Below are 17,991 nucleotides of genomic sequence, written 5' to 3'. Positions count from 1 at the left end.
CGGTCCTTCTTCAGCTGCCGAACTCCGCGAGTTCGACCGGAACGGTGATGCGACGTGGGGCGGACGTCTCGCCGGACAGCCGCTCGGTGAGCAGCCTCGCCGCCCGGCGACCGACGTCGACGGGATCGTAGGTCACGAGGGCGACCCGGTCCACGAGGACCTCGGCGAGTTCCACGGTGTCGAAACCCGCGAGGACGACGTCGGCCCGCGCCCGGTGGACGGCGAGCAGCGCACCGACCGTCATCCGGTTGTTGTCGCAGAACAGCGCGGTGGGCGGTCGCGACAGCGCGAGGAGCCCGTTCGTCGCGGTCCTGGCCTCGTCGCTGCTGTGGTGACCGAACCGGAGCAGTTCGGGCTCCTCGCCGATCCCCGCCGCCTTGAGCGCCGCGCGGAACCCCGCGTACCGGCGGGATCCCGGACCGGACCGCTGGTCGCCGCCGACGTAACCGATCCGGCGGTGCCCCCGCTCCAGCAACCACGTCGTGAGACGCCGGCTGCCGCCGGAGTTGTCCAGCAGGACGACGTCACCCCGGACCCCGCGCGGGAGGCGGTCGACGAAGACGACGGGGGCGCGCTCGGCCAGCGCGGCGTAGTGGCCGTCCGCGTCGTCGGCCCCCGGGACGATCAGGACGCCGTCCACCCGGCGGCTCAGCAGTTCGGCGACGATCTCGCGTTCCCGGGCCCGGTCCCGGTCGCCGTTCGCGTCGCGACCGGTCGAGAGCAGCAGCATCACGTACCCCGCGCCGGCCGCGACGAGTTCGACCCCGTGGGCCAGGTCGGCGGAGAAGGGGTTCGTGAGGTCCTCGACGACGAGGGCGATGGTCGCGGTGCGCTGCCCCGGCCGGAGCGTGCGGGCGCTCTCGTTGCGCAGGAACCCCAGGCTCGCGACGGACGCCTCGACCTTCTCGCGCGTCCCCGGGTCGACGTACCTCTCGGCGTTGACGACCCGCGAGACGGTGCTGACGCTGACCCCGGCGTGCGCTGCGACGTCACGCATCGTGGGCGGACGACCTGGACCCACCACGACCTCCCTGCTGCCCTGCGAACGTTTCCAGAGCCTTCGGCGACAAGGTAGCCGATGGTCGTCCGCGCGTCAGCGGGTTCGCGGTGCCCTGTCCCACCCGCACCGGGGCCCGCCCCCGCGCGAGCCGCCCGTGCGGCATCCTGGACGGGTGGAGGTCGACGACGTGTCCCTGCCCGGCGAACGGGCGTCCCGTCCCGGTCCGGGAACCGACGCCGAGGACGAGCGACCGGGCGGTGCCACGACGCACGGCGGGGTGACGGGGTGACGGGGTGATGGCGTGACGGTCCACCTCGGCGGCGGCGGGGACGAGCACGACGAAGCACTGCTGTGGGACGAGGTGTTCCTGCCGGGTCGCCGCGTCGCCCTCTGGCCGTTCGCGATGGCTCCTGGGGCACAGCGCGACGGCAGCGTCCGCTGGTTCCGCGCCGCCCTGGCCGCCCGGGGCGAGTTCACGGTGCAGGCCTGGGGCGTGGGCGAGGACGACGAGGACGACGGGGACGGTGACCTGACCGGGGTGGACGTGGTGGCCGTCCCGGGCGGCAACACCTTCGACCTGGCTCGGGAGATCCGGCAGCGCGGCCTCTGGCCACCGTTGCGGACGTTCCTCGACGGCGGCGGGCTGGTCTACGGCGGGAGCGCGGGAGCCGTCCTGCTCGGCGCGGACATCGCGATCGCGGAGGGACTGGACCCGAACCACGCCGGCGTCACCGACACCCTCGGGTTCGACCGCGTCGCCGGGGCCGTCCTCCGGCCGCACCACGAACCCTCGCTCACGGCGGAACTCCGGCACTGGTCCCGCAGCCGCGGTCGCGTCGTGATCGGCCTCCCCGAGCGCAGCGGTCTGGTCAGCGACGGGACGCGGGCCCGCGCGGTCGGTCCGGAGCCGCTGCACCTCTTCACGCCCGACGGCGCGGACCGTGAGCTCCCCGCGGGAACCACCTGGCGGCTGACGGGCGGCTGAGCCGCGGGGATACCGTGGTCCCGTGGAAGACCCCGCTGCCCGTCGTGTCGACTACGGCACCACCTCCTTCGACGAGTCGACCCTCGCCGCGACACCGCTCGCGCAGTTCCAGGACTGGTACTCGGCCGCCGTGGCCGCCGACGTGGTCGAACCCAACGCGATGGTCGTGGCGACGGTGGACGCCGACGGCGTCTCGGCCCGCACCGTCCTGCTCAAGGCGGTCGACGGCCGGGGGTTCGTGTTCTTCACCAACCAGCGTTCCCGCAAGGCCCGCGGGATCGCCCACGACCCGCGGGTCTCGCTGCTCTTCGGCTGGCACGGCCTGCACCGTCAGGTCTCCGTCCGTGGTGTGGCCGAGGAGGTCCCCCGGGCCGAGACCGAGGCCTACTTCGTCAGCCGGCCCCACGGTTCCCGCATCGGGGCCTGGACGAGCGAGCAGTCGCAGACCGTCCCCTCCGCCGCCGCCCTGCACGCGCGCGAGGCGGAACTGCGGGAACGCTGGCCGGACACCGGTTCCGCGGACGACGTGCCGGTGCCCCCGCACTGGGGCGGGTACCTCGTGCGGGCCCGGGAGGTGGAGTTCTGGCAGGGCCGGACCTCCCGGTTGCACGACCGGTTGGTCTTCGTGGCCGACGCCGGTCCGGCCCCCCTGGACGACGCCGGGCCCTGGCGGGTCGAACGTCGCCAACCCTGAACTCCGCGGGGGGACTGCGGGTAGCGTTGCGGCATGGAGAGGACGTTGCACACCCGCCTGCACGAGGACGCGGTCGAGGACTACGACCGGTTGCACGCGAGGGTTCCCGACGACCTCCTGCAGGCCCTGGCCGAGGCCGGGGTGCGCGACTGGCGGATCTGGCGCGACGGCTGCGACGTCTTCCACTGGCTCGACGTCGAGGACTACCAGGTGATGCGCGAACACCTCCGGGAGCACCCCGCGAACCTGGCCTGGCAGGCGCGGGTGACTCCCCTGCAGTCGGCGGCCGACGACTACTCCGGCGGGGACGACGGTCTGCCGTTCGTGTGGAGCTTCCGGGACCAGCAGCGCGGGAACGGCTGACGTGGCGCTCACCGACGAGGCCATCGAGCAGATCAAGCAGATGATCCTCGGCGGGGAGCTCCGCCCGGGTGACCGGCTGCCCCGCGAGGCGGAACTCAGCGCCGCCCTCGGGCTGTCCCGCAACTCGCTGCGCGAAGCGGTCCGGGCGCTGGCCCTCATCAACGTCCTCGACGTCCGGCAGGGGGACGGCACCTACGTCTCCAGCCTCGAACCCGGGGTGATGCTGGACGCGGTGACGTTCGTCGTGGACGTCCAGCGCGACGACTCGCTGCTGGAGTTCCTCGAGGTCCGGCGGCTCCTCGAACCCGCCGCGACGTCGATGGCGACGACCCGCATGGACGACGCCGAGATCGCCGGACTCGCCGACCTGCTCGACGAGCTGGGTCCCGACCCCACCGTGGAGGACCTGGTCGCCAACGACCAGGAGTTCCACCGACGGATCGCCCTGGGGTCGGGGAACTCCGTCCTCGCCTCCCTCATCGAGAGCTTCTCCGGCCCGCTGCACCGGGCCCGCGTGTGGCGCGGGCTGACCCAGGAGTCCGCGACGACCCGGACCCTCGACGAGCACCGCGCCATCCAGCAGGCGATGGCCACGCGCCGCCACGACGTGGCCCGGGCCTGGGCCGAGGTCCACGTCGCGGGTGTCGAGCAGTGGTTGCGATCGGTCAGTGCCGACCGCGGTGGCGGCGGACCGCTCCCGCCCGCCTGACCGTCACGCCAGGTCGAGGTCCACCACGACCGGACCGGGCACCGTCGTGGTGGGGACCTCGAGCACGACCCGGCCGTCCTCCTCCCGCGCCGGCACCGGGGTGCCGTCGGGCAGCCGGGCCGAGGCGGGCGAGAGCGCCCCGGCGGGGACGTCGAGGGTCACCGGGCCGCTCGCGTCGACGACGGCGTGCACCACGTCACCGCTGCGGGTGAAGCGGACCCACGGATCCTCCGCGGCGGAACCCTCCGCCCACGTCGTCGTCCCGTGCACCGCGGAGGAGTTGACCTCCATCCAGTCCCCGACCTGTTCGAGGCAGCGCCGCTGCAGTTCCGGGATGCGGCCCGCCTCGTCGGGGCCGACGTTGAGCAGGAAGTTCCCGCCGCGGGAGACGACGTCCAGCAGGTGGCGCACGGCGCCCGGTCCGTCGAGGTAGTGCGAGGCGTCCTCGACCTGGTTGTAGCCGAAGGAGTAGCCGATCCCGCGGCAGTTCTCCCACACGCCCTGCGACTCGGCGTCGCGACCGGCCTGGTACTCGCTCGTCCGGAAGTCCCAGTGCGTCAGGCCCCAGCGGTCGTTGACCACCCCGTCGGGCACGGCGGCGTAGTACTGCTCGAGGATGCGGGCGAAGCTCTCCGGGCCGTCGGGTTTGCCGGCGTCGGGCCACTCGATGTCACCCCAGAGGACGTCCGGGGCGTACTTCGCGATGAGGTCGGCGACGTGGGCGAAGGCGTAGGAGTTGTACGCCGCGTCCACCGGGCGGTTCTCCAGCAGCGGGTCGCCGTCGTGCGGGGCCAGGTCGGTGAAGTGCCAGTCGAGACCGCCGGAGTAGTAGGTGCCGAACTTCATCCCGGCGGCGCGTGCGGCCGCCGCGAACTCGGCGACGATGTCCCGCCGCGGACCGCGGGCCACGGTGTTGCGGGTTCCCGTGCCCGGGGCGTCCCACAGCGTGATGCCGTCGTGGTGCTTGGTGGTCGGGACGAGGTACCCCGCACCCGCGCGCCGGAAGAGCGCCACCAGGTCGGCCGGGTCGAACTCCGACGCGGACCACTCGTCGAGGAACTCGTCGTAGGGCTTCCCGCCGTGCACCTCCGTGTGGTGCTGCTGGGCGGGGGACCCGTCGAGGCGGATGGTGTTGGCGTACCACTCGGCGTAGGGGTTGTGCTTCATCCACTCGTGGGGGTCGATCGTGCCGAGCTCACCGATGGGTTCGGCCCAGGCCGGCACCGAGTAGGCGCCCCAGTGGACGAAGATGCCGAACTTGACGTCCCGGTACCACTGCGGGACCTCGCGTTCGAACTTCCGGTACAACTCGGGACGCTGCGGGGCGTCGGTGAACATGGCCACGGCGTGGTCCTCTCAGAGGGGTTGCAGCTGGTAGGTGGAGACGGCGTTCCCGGCCAGGACGGCGTCGCGTTCGCTGCTCGAGAACCCGCTCAGGAGTTCCCGGGTGCGGGCCACGACGTCGGCGTACTCGCGGGCGAGGGTGCTGACCGGCCAGTCGGTCCCGAAGACCAGCCGGTCCGGGCCGAGGACGTCGATCAGGTGGGCGACGGCGTCGGGGAGGAGTTCCTGGTGGTCCAGGGTGAAGAGGCCGGAGAGCTTGCCGACGACCTGCGGGCGGCGGGCGAGCTCGCGGACGCCCGCCTTCCAGACGCCGTAGTCCTCGGTACCCATCGGGGGTTTGGCCCCGTGGTCGAGGACGAAACGACCGTCGGGCACCGCGTCCACGAGCCTGGCCGCGGACGCGAGCTGGTCGAAGCGCACGAGGAGGTCGGTCACCAACCCCGCGCCGGCGGCCGACCGCGCACCGTCCACCACCCCGGGACGGGCGAACCAGTCCGGGTCGGCCTCGTCCTCGACCTGGTGGCGGACCCCGACGAGGAGGTCGCCCCCCGGCCCGTCCCGGAGTTCCGCGATCTGCCCCGCGACGTCGCCGGTCGGTTCCACCCAGCCGACGACGCCGGCGACGAGCCCCTGCGACGCGGCCGCGGTCGCGAGGAACTCCCGCGTCTCGGCGAGGTCGGAGACGGTCTGGACGAGCACGGTGCGGTCCACCCCGGCCGACGCCGTCACCTGCCGCAGGTCCTCGAGGGTGAAGGGTCTCGCCAGCTCGTCCACCATCCACGGGTACGCGCGGACCGCGGGGTCCCAGAGGTGGTGGTGGGCGTCGATCACCGACGTCACGCGCCGGCCTCCGTCGGTACCGGCATCCCCTCGGGCAGCAGGCGTTCCCGCTGCAACGCCTCCCAGGCCTCCGGGGGCACCGGGCTGTCGAAGAGCGCCGCGTTGCGGGTGACCTCCGCCGGGGAACGCATCCCCAGCACGAGCGAGGCGACGCCCGGGTGCGCGGAAGCGGCCTGCACGGCCACCGCCGGCAACGTCGTCCCGTGCTCGCGGGCGACCACCGCGATCCGCCGCGCCCGCTCCAGCAGTTCCGCCGGTGCCGGTGCGTAGGCGTAGGTGGCCTCGGCCGGCGGGTCGTCGTGGGCGAGGATCCCGGAGGCGAACACGCCGCCGAGGACGACGGCCGTTCCCCGGCGCACCGCGGTCGGCAACAGCTCCGTCAGCGCGCTGGCGTCGAGCAGGTGGTAGCGCCCGGCGATGAGGACGACGTCGAGGTCGAACTCCTCGATGAACCGGGTCGGGAGTTCCGTCTGGTTCATCCCGGCGCCGACGGCGGCGATCAGTCCCTCCTCGCGCATCCGCAGGAGTTCCGGGAACGCCCCGGCCCGGGCCTGCTCGACGTGGTCGTCGGGGTCGTGCACGAGCGCGACGTCGATGTGGTCCAGCCCGAGACGTTCCAGGCTCTCCTCCACCGACCTCCGCACCCCCGCCGCGGAGAAGTCCCAGACCCGCTCGAAGGCCGCCGGGACGTCGAACCCGCCCTCGTCGTCGCGCCCGCGAGCGGGCACCGGTCGTAGGAGTCGCCCCACCTTGGTCTCCAACACGAACTCACCGCGCGGCCGCTCGCGCAACGCCGCACCCACCCGCTGCTCCGACAGCCCGAGCCCGTAGTGCGGCGCGGTGTCGACGTAGCGGATCCCGGCGTCCCAGCAGGCGTCGACGGTCGCCCGGGCGGTGTCGTCGTCGACGGCCGTGTAGAGGTTCCCGAGGGCGGCCGCGCCCAGTCCCCAGCGCCCGAGGTCCAGCACGTCACACGCTCCGGGCGGGGAGACGGAGCGTGTGCATGCCACCGTCCACCGCCAGCGCGACGCCGGTGGTGGCCGAGGACCGCGGGTCGGCGAGGTGGACGATCGCGTGCGCGACCTCCGCCGCGCTCACCAGGCGTCCGGTGGGCTGCCGGGCCTGCAGCGCAGCCCGTTCGGCCGCCGGGTCGGCGCTGGCGTCGAGGAGGCGCTGCACCCACGGCGTGTCCGCCGTCCCCGGGTTCACGCAGTTGACCCGGATCCCGTCGGCCAGGTGGTCGGCGGCCATCGCGAGGGTGAGCGCCTGCACGGCGCCCTTGGTGGCGGAGTAGACGGCGCGCTGCGGCAGTCCCGTCCACGCCGCGATGGAGCACGTGTTCACCACGGCCGCGTGCTCGGAGGCGCGCAGGGCCGGCAGCGCGGCCCGGGTGGTGCGCACGATGCCCAGCACGTTGACGTCGAACACGCGGTGCCACTCCTCGTCGTCGTTGTCGGCGACGCTCCCGGCGGCGCCGATCCCCGCGTTGTTGACCAGGACGTCGAGCCCGCCGAGGGTCTCGACGGCCTCGGCGACCGCCGCCCGGACGGAGGCGTCGTCGGAGAGGTCGGCCACCACCGAGGTGAACCCCTCGGCGGGGTCGCGGTCGAGCACGACGACCCGCGCCCCCTCCTCCTCGAAGCGCGCGGCCGTGGCCGCGCCGATCCCCGAGGCGCCCCCGGTCACCAGCACCCGCAGTCCGTCCATCCCGCTCACGCCGGTACCTCCGTCGTGACGGGGCGCCACTCGGCGCCGTCCGGGAAGGCGAAGTGCTGCAGGGTCCCCGGGTGGATCTCCGCGCTGAAACCGGGGTTCCGCGGTGCGTGGTAGCACCCGCCGGAGACGTCGACGGGGTCGACGAAGTGCTCGTGCAGGTGGTCGACGTACTCGATCACCCGGTCCTGCGTGGTTCCCGCGACGGCGACGAAGTCGAACATCGACAGGTGCTGCACGAGTTCGCACAACCCCACGCCACCCGCGTGCGGGCAGACCGGGACGCCGAACTTCGCGGCGAGCAGCAGGATCGCCACGTTCTCGTTGACCCCCGCGACGCGGGCCGCGTCGATCTGCAGCACGTCGAGGGAACCGGCCTGCAGGAGCTGCTTGAACACGATCCGGTTCTGCACGTGCTCACCCGTGGCGATCTTCACGGGGCTCACGGCCCGGCGGATCGCGGCGTGACCGAGGACGTCGTCGGGGCTCGTCGGTTCCTCCACCCACCACGGGTCGAACGGCGCGAGCGCTCCGATCCACTCGATCGCGGGGCCGACGTCCCAGCGCTGGTTGGCGTCGACGGCGATCCGCACGTCCGGTCCGACGGCCTCCCGCGCGATGCGCATCCTCCGCACGTCGTCCTCGACGTTCGCGCCGACCTTCAGCTTGATCTGGGTGAAACCCTCCGTGACGGCCTCGTGCGCGAGCCGCACGAGCTTCTCGTCGGAGTAGCCGAGCCAGCCGGGCGTCGTCGTGTAGGCGGGAAAACCACTGCGCAGCAGCTCTTCCCGGCGGTCAGCCCGTCCCGGTTCCGCGGCGCGCAGGATCTGCAGCGCGTCGTCGCGGGTCAGCGCGTCGGTCAGGTAGCGGAAGTCGACGAGCGCGACGAGCTCCTCCGGGGACATGCGCCCCAGCAGGTCCCACAACGGCAACCCCGCCCGTTTGGCCCGCAGGTCCCAGAGCGCGTTGACGACCGCGGAGATCGCCATGTGCATGACGCCCTTCTCGGGACCGAGCCAGCGCAGCTGGGAGTCGTCGACGAAGGACTTCCACGTGGCGCCCATGTCGTCGAGCACCGCGTCGACGTCACGGCCGAGGAGGTGGCCGGCGAGGGCTTCGATGGCCGCGACCTGCACGTCGTTGCCGCGGCCGATGGTGAACGCGAAACCGTGCCCCTGCAACCCGTCGGCGGCGTCGGTGCCGACGACGAGGTAGGCGGCGGAGTAGTCCGGGTCGGGGTTCATCGCGTCGGAGCCGTCGAGGTCGCGCGAGGTCGGGAAGCGCACGTCGTGCGTCGTGAACGTCGTGAACCGGGCCATCAGGCCGCCCCCACCGTCTGCCGCATGCGGCCGAGGCCGTCGATCTCGCACTCCACGACCTGCCCGGCCCGCAGGTACGGTTTCGGGTCGGGCCGACCCAGGGCCACCCCCGCCGGGGTCCCGGTGTTGATGACGTCACCGGCCTCCAGCACCATGAACCGGCTGAGGTAGCGGACGAGTTCACCGATCCCGAACACCAGGTCCTTCGTCGTACCGTCCTGACGGAGTTCACCGTCGACCCAGCACCGCAGGCCCAGCGACGTCGGGTCGGGCACCTCGTCGGCCGTGACGAACCACGGACCGAGCGGGTTGAACGTCTCGCAGTTCTTCCCCTTGTCCCAGGTACCGCCCCGTTCGAGCTGGAACTCCCGTTCCGAGACGTCGTGCGACACGACGTAGCCCGCGACGGCGGCCAGCCCCTCCTCGGCGGAGTCCAGGTAGCGGACCCGGCGGCCGAGGACGACCCCGAGTTCGACCTCGTAGTCGGTCTTCACGCTGCCCCGCGGGACGAGGACCTCGTCGAAGGGGCCGATCACGGTCGAGGGGACCTTGAGGAAGACGACGGGTTCTCCGGGCACCTGCGCACCGGTCTCGGCCGCGTGGTCGCGGTAGTTCAGCCCGATGCAGACGACGGCGCCCGGTCGGGGGATCGGGCTGCCCACCCGCTGCCCCGCGACGTCGGTCGGGGCGGCGTCCGCGAGGGCCGCGCGGGCCCGGTCGAGGTCCTGCTCGGTCCACGCCGTGCGCGGGTCGAGCACCTCCGAGAGGTCCACGTGGCGACCGTCCCCGAGCAGGGCCACGGGCCGTTCCGAACCCGGTGCTCCGATGCGCATGATCTTCATGGTTCTCCTAGGCGTTGGTGGTTCAGCGGCCGCCGGGGCCGGACAACGCGGTAGCGCGCAGGGTGGGCGACGTCGGTGTCACCGCGGCACGGACCGCACCGAGCCGCGCAGAAGACCTCGGATGTCTGAAGCCTCCCCTCGGCGCCTGACCGTGTCAAGGCGCTCCCAGTCCCGGTATTCGTCACTGGACATCGGATGTCTCACCTGCTCGGTCGACGCGGAGCCGGAACGACACCGAGCGCAGGACGTCGTAGAGGAGGGTCAGCGCCTTCCAGCGCCACCGTTCACCGAAGCGGTAGTCCGCCGCGGGCACCAGCCGCAGCGCCAGGTCCGGCCGCTGCTGGAGGAGGTAGCGGCGGGCGCGCAACGCGTGCAGCGGGGAGGAGGCGATGGCCACCCGTCCGCCCTGCTGCAGCTCCCCCAGGGTGAGCTCGACGTTCTCCCAGGTGGTGCGGGCGGCGGTCTCGAGCACGATCCGGTCGGGCGGGACGGCGAGGTCGTCCCGGGCGTGCTCGGCCATGACCGCGGCCTCGCTGCGCCCCTGGTTCCCCGCGAAACCGGAGAACACCAGACGCGCAGCGGGTGCGGTCCGGACGGCGATCTCGGTGCGCCAGCGCTGCAGGGGGTGCAGCGAGCCGTCGCGGCGGGACGGGCAGCCGAGGACGAGGACGACGTCGGGTGCGCCGCCTCCCCCGCCCGCCGGGAACCCCCGCCGCGAGGCGACCCGGTGGGCGGCCTCGACGACGAGGAACACGCCGGCACCGAGGCCGGCCGCCGTCAGCGCTGCCTGGCGCAGGACAGGACCACCGCCCCGCGGTCGAACGTGCTGACCGGGAAGGAGTCGGACTCACCCGCGGGCCCGGCGACGGACCCGTCGAGGGTCGTCCCGACGTGGTGGGTGAGGCGTCGCACCCGACCACCCTCTCCTGATCACGCAAGGACGGCAAGGAGGGCAGGGACGGCCCTCACCCCTCCTGCCGGGCCAGCACCCGCCCGAGGATCGCGAGCCCCTCGCCGAACCGCTCCGGTTCGGGCCCGGAGTAGTTCACCCGCACGAACGGTCCCGACGGTTCGGCCGGGAACCACTCGTCGCCCGCCGCGACCACCACGCCCTCCGCTTCGCACTCGCGCACCAGGCGCTGGACGTCGGTGCCCTCGGGCAACCGGGCCCACAGGTTGAGGCCACCGGCGGGGACCAGCGCCAGGTGCGCCGAGGGGACCCGGCGCTGCAGTTCCTCGACCATCAGGTCACGACGGGCCCGCAGGTTCCCCCGCATCGTCCGCAGGTGGGTGCGCCAGCCGGGAGCCGTCACGACCTCCAGGGCCACGGCCTGCAGGAAGGCGCTGACGTAGACCGACTCGGCGAGGCGGTCGGTGAGGATGCGCTCGCGGGCCGGTCCGCGGGCCACCAGCGCTCCCACCCGCACGGCCGGCGACACGCTCTTGGTCAGCGACCGCAGGTAGACGACGTGACCCGCGTCGTCCCGGGCGGCGACCGGCGACACCTCACCCTCGACGGCGAAGTCGTGCGCCCAGTCGTCCTCGACGAGGAAGGCGTCGTGGGCGCGCACCACGTCGAGGACCTGGTCGGCCCGTTCCGCGCTCCACCACGCTCCGGTGGGGTTCGCGAACGTGGGCTGGGCGTAGAACGCGCGGGCGCCGGTCTCGGTGAAGGCGCGGGCCAGGTCGGCCGGGTCCGGCCCGTCGGGGCCACCCCGGACCGGGACGACGTCCACCCCCGCCTGGGCCGCGGCCAGCAGGGCACCCCAGTAGGTCGGGGACTCCACCAGCACCGGGTGCCCGGAACCCACGAGCGCCCGGAACACCGAGCTGAGTCCGCTCTGGGTTCCCGGCAGGACGACGACGTCGCGCGCCGCGGGCGGGGTGGTCCCGGCCGCGGTGACCGCCGCGAGCTCCCCGGCGAACCAGGACCGCAGGTCGGGGTCACCCGCCACCGACGACCGCGTCCACCCCGACTCGCTCCGGCCCACCCGGGCGAAGGCGTTGCGCAACAGCCGTTCCGGCAGCAGGTCGCGGGCCGGGTAGCCGGAGTGCAGCGCAATGGCGTCCGGGTCGGCGGAACGCATCGGCGCCGACACGGTCGGCGGTCGGGTGTGCGGAGCCCGCAGGGCCGCCGTCTGCCAGCCGTAGTCCGCCGGCCGCACGGCGGGTCGGGCCCGGACGAAGGTGCCGACCCCCGGCCGGGTCTCGATGAGGCCGGCGGTGGTCAACTGCCGGAACGCCTTCTGGACGGTCACGGGGCTCACCCCGAACCGTGCAACGAGCTCGCGGTTCGACGGCAGCCGCGACCCGGGGGAGGCGGTCGCCACCCACGCGCGCAGGCTGTCGGCCACCGTGACGGTGCTATCGTCGACCATGAGCAGACAGAGTAACGCTATCGGGGTTCCGCGCCAGGTGTTACCGCCTGCGCCGGCCGCCGGTGGACTGCTCTGGGGCGGCCTCGGCGTGCTCGCCTTCTCCTTCACCGTCCCCCTCACCCGCATCGCGGTGGGCGGGCTGGCCCCGTTGTTCATCGGTTCCGGGCGCGCCGTCGTGGCGACGGTGCCCGCCGCCCTGGCCCTGCGGGTGACCCGGGCCGCGCGCCCGACCTCTCGGCAGTGGCTGCGCCTCGCGGTCGTCGCGGGCGGGGTGGTGGCCGGGTTCCCGTTGCTCACCTCCTTCGCCCTGACGAGCACCCCCGCCGTCCACGGTGCCGTGGTCATCGCCGTGCTGCCGGCCGCGACCGCGGTGACGGCCGTCCTGCGCACCGGCGAGCGACCGCCGACGACCTTCTGGGTCACCGCGGCGATCGGAGCGGCCGCCGCCGTCGGCTTCGCGGCCGTGCAGGGCGGTGGGGCAGGCGGGTTGCACCACGCCGACCTGCTCCTCCTGGGGGCCGTCGCGGCCGCGGCGATCGGCTACGCCGAGGGCGGGCTGCTGGCGCGGGAACTCGGGTCGTGGCAGACGATCTCCTGGGCCCTCGTGCTGGCCTCACCGGTGATGCTCGCACTGACCCTCGCCTCCGCGGTGAGCACTCCCCCGGCCGCCACGGCCGGGCAGTGGGCCGCCTTCGGCTACCTCGCCGTGGTCAGCACGTTCCTCGGGTTCTTCGCCTGGTACCGCGGTCTGGGCATCGGCCCGATGACCCGGGTCAGCCAGGTGCAACTGGTGCAACCCGTCCTGACCATCACCTGGGCGGCCCTGCTGCTCGGGGAACCCCTGACCGCGACGACGGCCGTGGGCGGACTCCTCGTCATCGGGTCCGCCGCCCTCGCCGTCCGCTCGCGGACCCGATCGTGACAAGCTGTCACGAGCCGATGACCGACCCGTCCACGGAACCCAGAACAGGCGCGACGATGAACTTCGAGCAGTCCGACAAACTCGCGAACGTCCTCTACGACGTGCGCGGGCCGGCCCTCAGCCGCGCGCAGCAGCTCGAGGACGCCGGACACCGGATCCTCAAGCTGAACATCGGCAACCCGGCCCCGTTCGGGTTCGAGGCTCCCGACGAACTGCTCCAGGACATGATCGCCAACCTCCCCGTCGCGCAGGGCTACAGCGACAGCAAGGGCATCCCCTCGGCCCGCCGCGCGGTCGTCCAGTCCAGCCAGCTCAAGGGCGTCCCGAACGTCGGCGTGGGCGACGTCTACATGGGCAACGGGGTCAGCGAACTCATCGTCATGGCGATGCAGGCGCTGCTCAACGACGGCGACGAGGTCCTCGTCCCCGCCCCCGACTACCCGCTGTGGACGGCGGCGGTCAGCCTCGCCGGCGGTCGCGCGGTGCACTACCTCTGCGACGAGTCGGCCGGCTGGGAACCCGACCTCGACCACCTGCGCGCGCAGGTCACCCCCCACACCAAGGCCCTCGTCGTCATCAACCCGAACAACCCCACCGGTGCGGTGTACGGGCGACCCGTCCTCGAGGGGATGCTGCAGGTGGCCCGCGAGTTCGGCCTGCTCGTCCTCTCCGACGAGATCTACGACAAGATCCTCTACGACGACGCCGTGCACGTCTCGACGGCCTCGCTCGCCCCCGACCTGTTGTGCATCACGTTCAACGGGTTGTCCAAGGCGTACCGGGTCGCGGGTTTCCGGTCCGGCTGGATGTACCTGTCGGGACCCAAGCGGCACGCACGGGGCTTCATCGAGGGACTCGACCTGCTGGCCAACATGCGCCTGTGCGCCAACGTCCCCGCGCAGTACGTCGTGCAGGCCGCGCTGTCCGGGCACCAGTCGATCAACGACCTCGTCCTGCCCGGTGGTCGCCTCGCCGAACAGGCGCACCGCACGTGGGAACTCCTCAACGAGATCCCGGGGGTGAGCTGCGTGAAACCCCGCGGCGCGCTCTACTGCTTCCCCCGCCTCGACCCGGAGGTCCACGAGGTGAAGGACGACTACCAGCTCATCGTGGACCTGCTGGAGTCCCAGCACGTCCTCGTCGTGCAGGGCACCGGGTTCAACTGGCCCAAACCCGACCACTTCCGGATCGTCACCCTCCCCCGGGTCGAGGACCTGGAGAGCGCCATCGGGCGGATCGGCACGTTCCTCACCGACCGGTTGTCCTCGATGGCGTGACCGCCCCCCGACGAACCGCCCGGCCCGGCGCGCGGGTCAGCCCCCCGTGCGCTGCCGCCAGGCCGTGAGGGCGAGCAGCAGGACGACCGCCTGGTCGGGCACGGTCACGTCGAGCCCCGTGCACTCGGTGATGCGCCGGAGCCGGTTGAGCACGGTGTTGCGGTGGCAGAACGTCCGCTCCGCCGTCACCGCGACGGAACCCGTCGCGGTGAAGGTGTCGAGGGTCTCCAGTAGCCGGTCGCGCTCGGGTGGGGTGAGGGCGAGCAGGTCGTGCAGCACGTCGTCGGCCACGTCGTCGCGGATCGCCCCCAGCGCGCGGGCCGCGACGGCCAGCGCGTTGTCCGCGGGCCGCACCGGTCCGGTCGCCCCGGCCGGCAGCGCCCCCGCGACCTGCTGGGCCACCCGGACCGCCCGCGGCAGGCGAGCCAGTCCACGGGCCAGCGGGCCGACCCCGCACGGCACCGAGCGCAGCACCGCGGGGACGGCGGCCCGCCCCGCGGCGACCTCGTCGGCGGGCCAGGTCCCCCGGGGCCGCGTCGCCAGGACGACGGTCCCGCCGCGCCACTCGTGCAGTCGCACACCGGCGGAGTTCCCGACGAGCCCGGCCACGGCCGTGCGGGAGGGCACGAACGCGCAGAAGACGTCGTCGCCGACCCCGGCGCCCAGCACCGCGGCGGCCCGGGCCAGCAGCTCCCCGTCCTCACCGTCGGAGTCCAGGAAGGCCTCGACGATGCGCCGGCGGTCCCGGTCGCGTTCGTAGGCCAGGGCGGTCGCCGCCTCGTGGTAACCGATCTGCACGTCGTTGGAGTGCTCCTCGACGGCCTGCCACAACTGCACCGGCAACGTGACCGCGGCGACCAGCGCCTCGGGCGTCAACCGGTCGGCGAGTTCCTCCCACACGACGCGGAAGTGCAACCGCGTCCCGGTGGTGACGGCCGAGAGCGGGACGTCGATCTGCGCCCGGTGCCGGCCCACCGCGTGGGAGAGCTCCACCAGACGGTCCGGGACGGGCAGGTCCACGAGCCGTCGCAGCACCCGTTCGTAGGTGTTGACCCCGTCGTCGAGGAGCCGGGCGCGCTCGACGGCGCCGTCGGCGTAGGGCACGACCTCCATCAGCTGGGTGACGAAGCGTTCGGCCAGCGCGTCGACGTCGCCGAGCAGTTCCAGCAGGACCGAGCGCACGGCCGCCGTTTCGGCCGCGTTTCCGGTGCTGTGCATGTGCACACCCTAGCGAGGTGAAACCGTGTCGCGACGTTCTTGTGGGACATCGGCCCGGAGGGGAATCCTCTGAACCCAGACGTTCCCCCTCGAGCAGAAGGAGCGGTGCCATGACGACGCTGCGCGTCGCACTGGTCCAGGCCGCCTGGACCGGCGACAAGGAGAGCATGATCGAGGCGCACGAGGAGTACGCGCGCCAGGCCGCCGACGCCGGTGCGCAGATCGTGTGCTTCCAGGAACTCTTCTACGGTCCGTACTTCGGGATCACCCAGGACAGCAAGTACTACGACTACGCCGAGTCCGTCCCGGGCCCCACGGTCAAGCGGTTCCAGGCGCTGGCCGCGGAACTCGGCCTCGTGATGGTCCTGCCCGTCTACGAGGAGGAACAACCCGGCGTCCTCTACAACACCGCGGCCGTGCTCGACTCCGACGGGAAGTACCTCGGCAAGTACCGCAAGCACCACATCCCGCACCTGGACCGGTTCTGGGAGAAGTTCTACTTCCGTCCCGGCAACCTCGGCTACCCCGTCTTCGAGACCTCCGTCGGCAAGGTCGGGGTCTACATCTGCTACGACCGGCACTTCCCCGAGGGCTGGCGCGCCCTGGGCCTGGCCGGCGCCGAGATCGTCTTCAACCCCAACGCCTCCAAGCCCTCGCTGTCCAACCGGCTCTGGGAACTCGAGCAGCCCACCGCGGCCGCCGCCAACGGGTACTTCGTCGCCGTCCCGAACCGGGTCGGGGCCGAGACCGGTGAGTTCGGGGACGACGCGGTGCCGTTCTACGGGACCAGCTACATCGCCGACCCGATGGGGAACTTCGTGGGCGAGAAGGCCGGCAGCGAGAACCCGGAACTGCTGATCCGCGACCTCGACATGGACCTCATCCGCACGGCCCGCACCGACTGGCAGTTCTACCGCGACCGTCGCCCCGACTCCTACGGCGACCTGGTCCGGCCGTGACCACGGGACGGAGGACTCTCGTCGAGAACGGCACCCTGGTCTCCTCGACGGGTGCCGTCCCCACCGACGTGCTGATCGAGGGCGAGACCGTCGTCGCCCTGCTGGCCCCCGGGTCCTTCGCGTTCGAGGTGGACACCCGCATCGACGCGACGGGCTGCTACGTCCTGCCCGGTGGGGTCGACGTGCACACCCACATGGAGATGCCCTTCGGCGGGACCGAGGCGAGCGACACGTTCGCGACGGGAACCCGCGCCGCGGCCTGGGGCGGCACCACGACGATCGTCGACTTCGTCGTCCAGCGCACCGGTGAGGTCGTCGAGCGGGCGCTGGAGACCTGGCACGCCAAGGCCGCCGGGAACTCCGCGATCGACTACGGGTTCCACGTGATCCTCGGTGGGGTGGACGACGACTCGCTCACGGCGATGGACTCCCTCGTCACCCACGAGGGCATCACCAGCTTCAAGCTCTTCATGGCCTACCCGGGGGTGTTCTACTCCGACGACGGCCAGATCCTGCGGGCCATGCAACGCGCCACCGACAACGGCGCCACGATCATGATGCACGCCGAGAACGGCACCGCCATCGACGTCCTCGTCCAGCAGGCCCTGGCCCGCGGCGACACCGACCCCGTGTTCCACGGCACCACCCGCCCCGCCGCGCTCGAGGCGGAGGCCGTCAACCGGGCCATCGCCCTCGCCGACGTCGCCGGCGGAACCCCCCTCTACGTCGTGCACGTCTCGGCCTCCCAGGCGCTGGAACGCATCGCGACCGAACGCGCGAAGGGTGCGAACGTCTTCGCCGAGACGTGCCCGCAGTACCTCTACCTGACGCTCGAGGACCACCTGGGAGCCGGGGGACCGGGGAGCTTCGAGGGCGCCAAGTACGCCTGCTCCACCCCCCTGCGCTCCAGGCACGAACCGCACGCCGCGGACCTGTGGAGGGGCCTGCGCACCGACGACCTCGCGGTGGTCTCCACCGACCACTGCCCGTTCTGCTTCAAGGACCAGAAGCAACTGGGCCGGGGGGACTTCTCGAAGATCCCCAACGGCATGGGCGGGGTGGAGCACCGGATGGACCTCGTCCACCAGGGCGTCGTCGACGGGCACCTGTCGTTGCAGCGCTGGGTCGAGACCTGCTCCACCACGCCGGCCCGGATGTTCGGGATGTACCCGCGCAAGGGCACCGTGTCCCCCGGTTCGGACGCCGACGTCGTGGTCTACGACCCGGCCGCGACCACCCGGATCTCGGCCGAGACCCACCACATGAACATCGACTACTCCGCCTTCGAGGGTTTCGAGCTGACCGGTTCCGTCCGCACCGTCCTGTCCCGCGGTGCGGTGATCGTCGACCGCGGGACGTACTCGGGCAGCCCGGGCCACGGGAGGTTCGTCCCCCGCGGCCTGTCCCAGTACCTGCGCTGAAAGGAGA

19 protein-coding genes are annotated in these 17,991 nt (G+C 72.7%); 8 read left to right on the top strand and 11 right to left on the bottom strand.

Annotation, left to right across the window (positions count from 1 at the left end; genetic code table 11):
- Window positions 1–10 precede the first annotated feature (10 nt).
- Window positions 11–997 (bottom strand): LacI family DNA-binding transcriptional regulator, encoded by a 987-nt coding sequence (locus ACFQ46_RS20405; protein WP_380261494.1) that lies wholly within the window; start codon window positions 995–997, stop codon window positions 11–13.
- Window positions 998–1,301: 304 nt separating this feature from the next.
- Here ACFQ46_RS20405 and ACFQ46_RS20400 point away from each other — a divergent pair, with 304 nt between their 5' ends.
- From ACFQ46_RS20400 to ACFQ46_RS20385, 4 genes are read left to right on the top strand one after another with little or no spacing between them, the layout of a single operon-like run.
- Window positions 1,302–1,985: a Type 1 glutamine amidotransferase-like domain-containing protein gene (locus ACFQ46_RS20400; protein ID WP_380261492.1), complete on the top strand. Its 684-nt coding sequence runs from the start codon at window positions 1,302–1,304 to the stop codon at window positions 1,983–1,985.
- Window positions 1,986–2,007: 22 nt separating this feature from the next.
- Window positions 2,008–2,679: a pyridoxamine 5'-phosphate oxidase gene (gene pdxH, locus ACFQ46_RS20395; protein ID WP_380261490.1), complete on the top strand. Its 672-nt coding sequence runs from the start codon at window positions 2,008–2,010 to the stop codon at window positions 2,677–2,679.
- Between the two features lie 33 nt (window positions 2,680–2,712).
- Window positions 2,713–3,042, top strand: coding sequence for an L-rhamnose mutarotase (locus ACFQ46_RS20390; protein WP_380261488.1), 330 nt, complete (start codon window positions 2,713–2,715; stop codon window positions 3,040–3,042).
- A 1-nt stretch (window position 3,043) separates the two neighbouring features.
- The gene (locus ACFQ46_RS20385; RefSeq protein WP_380261487.1) at window positions 3,044–3,751 is read left to right on the top strand and encodes a FadR/GntR family transcriptional regulator; all 708 of its coding nucleotides are present in this window, start codon (window positions 3,044–3,046) and stop codon (window positions 3,749–3,751) included.
- Between the two features lie 3 nt (window positions 3,752–3,754).
- Here the strand turns inward: ACFQ46_RS20385 and ACFQ46_RS20380 are convergent, their stop codons facing one another.
- The 9 genes from ACFQ46_RS20380 to ACFQ46_RS20340 all read right to left on the bottom strand — a co-directional run bounded on the left by ACFQ46_RS20380 (window position 3,755) and on the right by ACFQ46_RS20340 (window position 12,187).
- Entirely contained in the window at window positions 3,755–5,095 is a 1,341-nt protein-coding gene (locus ACFQ46_RS20380; protein WP_380261486.1) for an alpha-L-fucosidase, read from the bottom strand.
- 12 nt (window positions 5,096–5,107) lie between these two features.
- Window positions 5,108–5,935 carry an amidohydrolase family protein gene (locus ACFQ46_RS20375; RefSeq protein WP_380261484.1) on the bottom strand — a complete coding sequence of 276 codons (828 nt, stop codon included), beginning with the start codon at window positions 5,933–5,935 and terminating at the stop codon, window positions 5,108–5,110.
- Window positions 5,932–6,903, bottom strand: a complete 972-nt coding sequence (locus tag ACFQ46_RS20370) for an aldo/keto reductase (RefSeq protein WP_380261482.1) — start codon at window positions 6,901–6,903, stop codon at window positions 5,932–5,934. Before ACFQ46_RS20370 ends, ACFQ46_RS20375 begins: the two co-directional genes overlap by 4 nt.
- Before the next feature lies 1 nt (window position 6,904).
- Entirely contained in the window at window positions 6,905–7,642 is a 738-nt protein-coding gene (locus ACFQ46_RS20365; RefSeq protein WP_380261557.1) for an SDR family NAD(P)-dependent oxidoreductase, read from the bottom strand.
- Between the two features lie 5 nt (window positions 7,643–7,647).
- Window positions 7,648–8,967, bottom strand: coding sequence for an L-fuconate dehydratase (locus ACFQ46_RS20360; protein ID WP_380261480.1), 1,320 nt, complete (start codon window positions 8,965–8,967; stop codon window positions 7,648–7,650).
- Window positions 8,967–9,809, bottom strand: coding sequence for a fumarylacetoacetate hydrolase family protein (locus tag ACFQ46_RS20355; RefSeq protein ID WP_380261478.1), 843 nt, complete (start codon window positions 9,807–9,809; stop codon window positions 8,967–8,969). Before ACFQ46_RS20355 ends, ACFQ46_RS20360 begins: the two co-directional genes overlap by 1 nt.
- 181 nt (window positions 9,810–9,990) lie before the next feature.
- Window positions 9,991–10,563 carry a YdcF family protein gene (locus tag ACFQ46_RS20350; protein WP_380261476.1) on the bottom strand — a complete coding sequence of 191 codons (573 nt, stop codon included), beginning with the start codon at window positions 10,561–10,563 and terminating at the stop codon, window positions 9,991–9,993.
- A 23-nt stretch (window positions 10,564–10,586) separates the two neighbouring features.
- Window positions 10,587–10,721: a hypothetical protein gene (locus tag ACFQ46_RS20345; RefSeq protein WP_380261474.1), complete on the bottom strand. Its 135-nt coding sequence runs from the start codon at window positions 10,719–10,721 to the stop codon at window positions 10,587–10,589.
- A 53-nt stretch (window positions 10,722–10,774) separates the two neighbouring features.
- Window positions 10,775–12,187: a PLP-dependent aminotransferase family protein gene (locus ACFQ46_RS20340; protein WP_380261472.1), complete on the bottom strand. Its 1,413-nt coding sequence runs from the start codon at window positions 12,185–12,187 to the stop codon at window positions 10,775–10,777.
- Here ACFQ46_RS20340 and ACFQ46_RS20335 point away from each other — a divergent pair.
- Both ACFQ46_RS20335 and ACFQ46_RS20330 read left to right on the top strand, forming a co-directional pair.
- Entirely contained in the window at window positions 12,186–13,109 is a 924-nt protein-coding gene (locus ACFQ46_RS20335; RefSeq protein WP_380261470.1) for a DMT family transporter, read from the top strand. The genes ACFQ46_RS20340 and ACFQ46_RS20335 overlap by 2 nt on opposite strands.
- A 56-nt stretch (window positions 13,110–13,165) precedes the next feature.
- Window positions 13,166–14,386, top strand: coding sequence for a pyridoxal phosphate-dependent aminotransferase (locus tag ACFQ46_RS20330; RefSeq protein ID WP_380261555.1), 1,221 nt, complete (start codon window positions 13,166–13,168; stop codon window positions 14,384–14,386).
- A gap of 36 nt (window positions 14,387–14,422) precedes the next feature.
- Here the strand turns inward: ACFQ46_RS20330 and ACFQ46_RS20325 are convergent, their stop codons facing one another.
- Entirely contained in the window at window positions 14,423–15,604 is a 1,182-nt protein-coding gene (locus tag ACFQ46_RS20325) for a PucR family transcriptional regulator (protein ID WP_380261468.1), read from the bottom strand.
- Between the two features lie 110 nt (window positions 15,605–15,714).
- On the opposite strand from ACFQ46_RS20325, the gene ACFQ46_RS20320 reads away from it, so the two are divergent.
- Window positions 15,715–16,563: a nitrilase-related carbon-nitrogen hydrolase gene (locus tag ACFQ46_RS20320; RefSeq protein WP_380261466.1), complete on the top strand. Its 849-nt coding sequence runs from the start codon at window positions 15,715–15,717 to the stop codon at window positions 16,561–16,563.
- The gene (hydA, locus tag ACFQ46_RS20315) at window positions 16,560–17,984 is read left to right on the top strand and encodes a dihydropyrimidinase (protein WP_380261464.1); all 1,425 of its coding nucleotides are present in this window, start codon (window positions 16,560–16,562) and stop codon (window positions 17,982–17,984) included. The genes ACFQ46_RS20320 and hydA overlap by 4 nt, the downstream gene beginning before the upstream one ends.
- Window positions 17,985–17,991: the final 7 nt, after the last annotated feature.

Source organism: Kineococcus sp. GCM10028916, assembly GCF_042674865.1.
Lineage (GTDB): Bacteria > Actinomycetota > Actinomycetes > Actinomycetales > Kineococcaceae > Kineococcus.
This window is presented reverse-complemented; position numbering and strand designations above follow the sequence as displayed.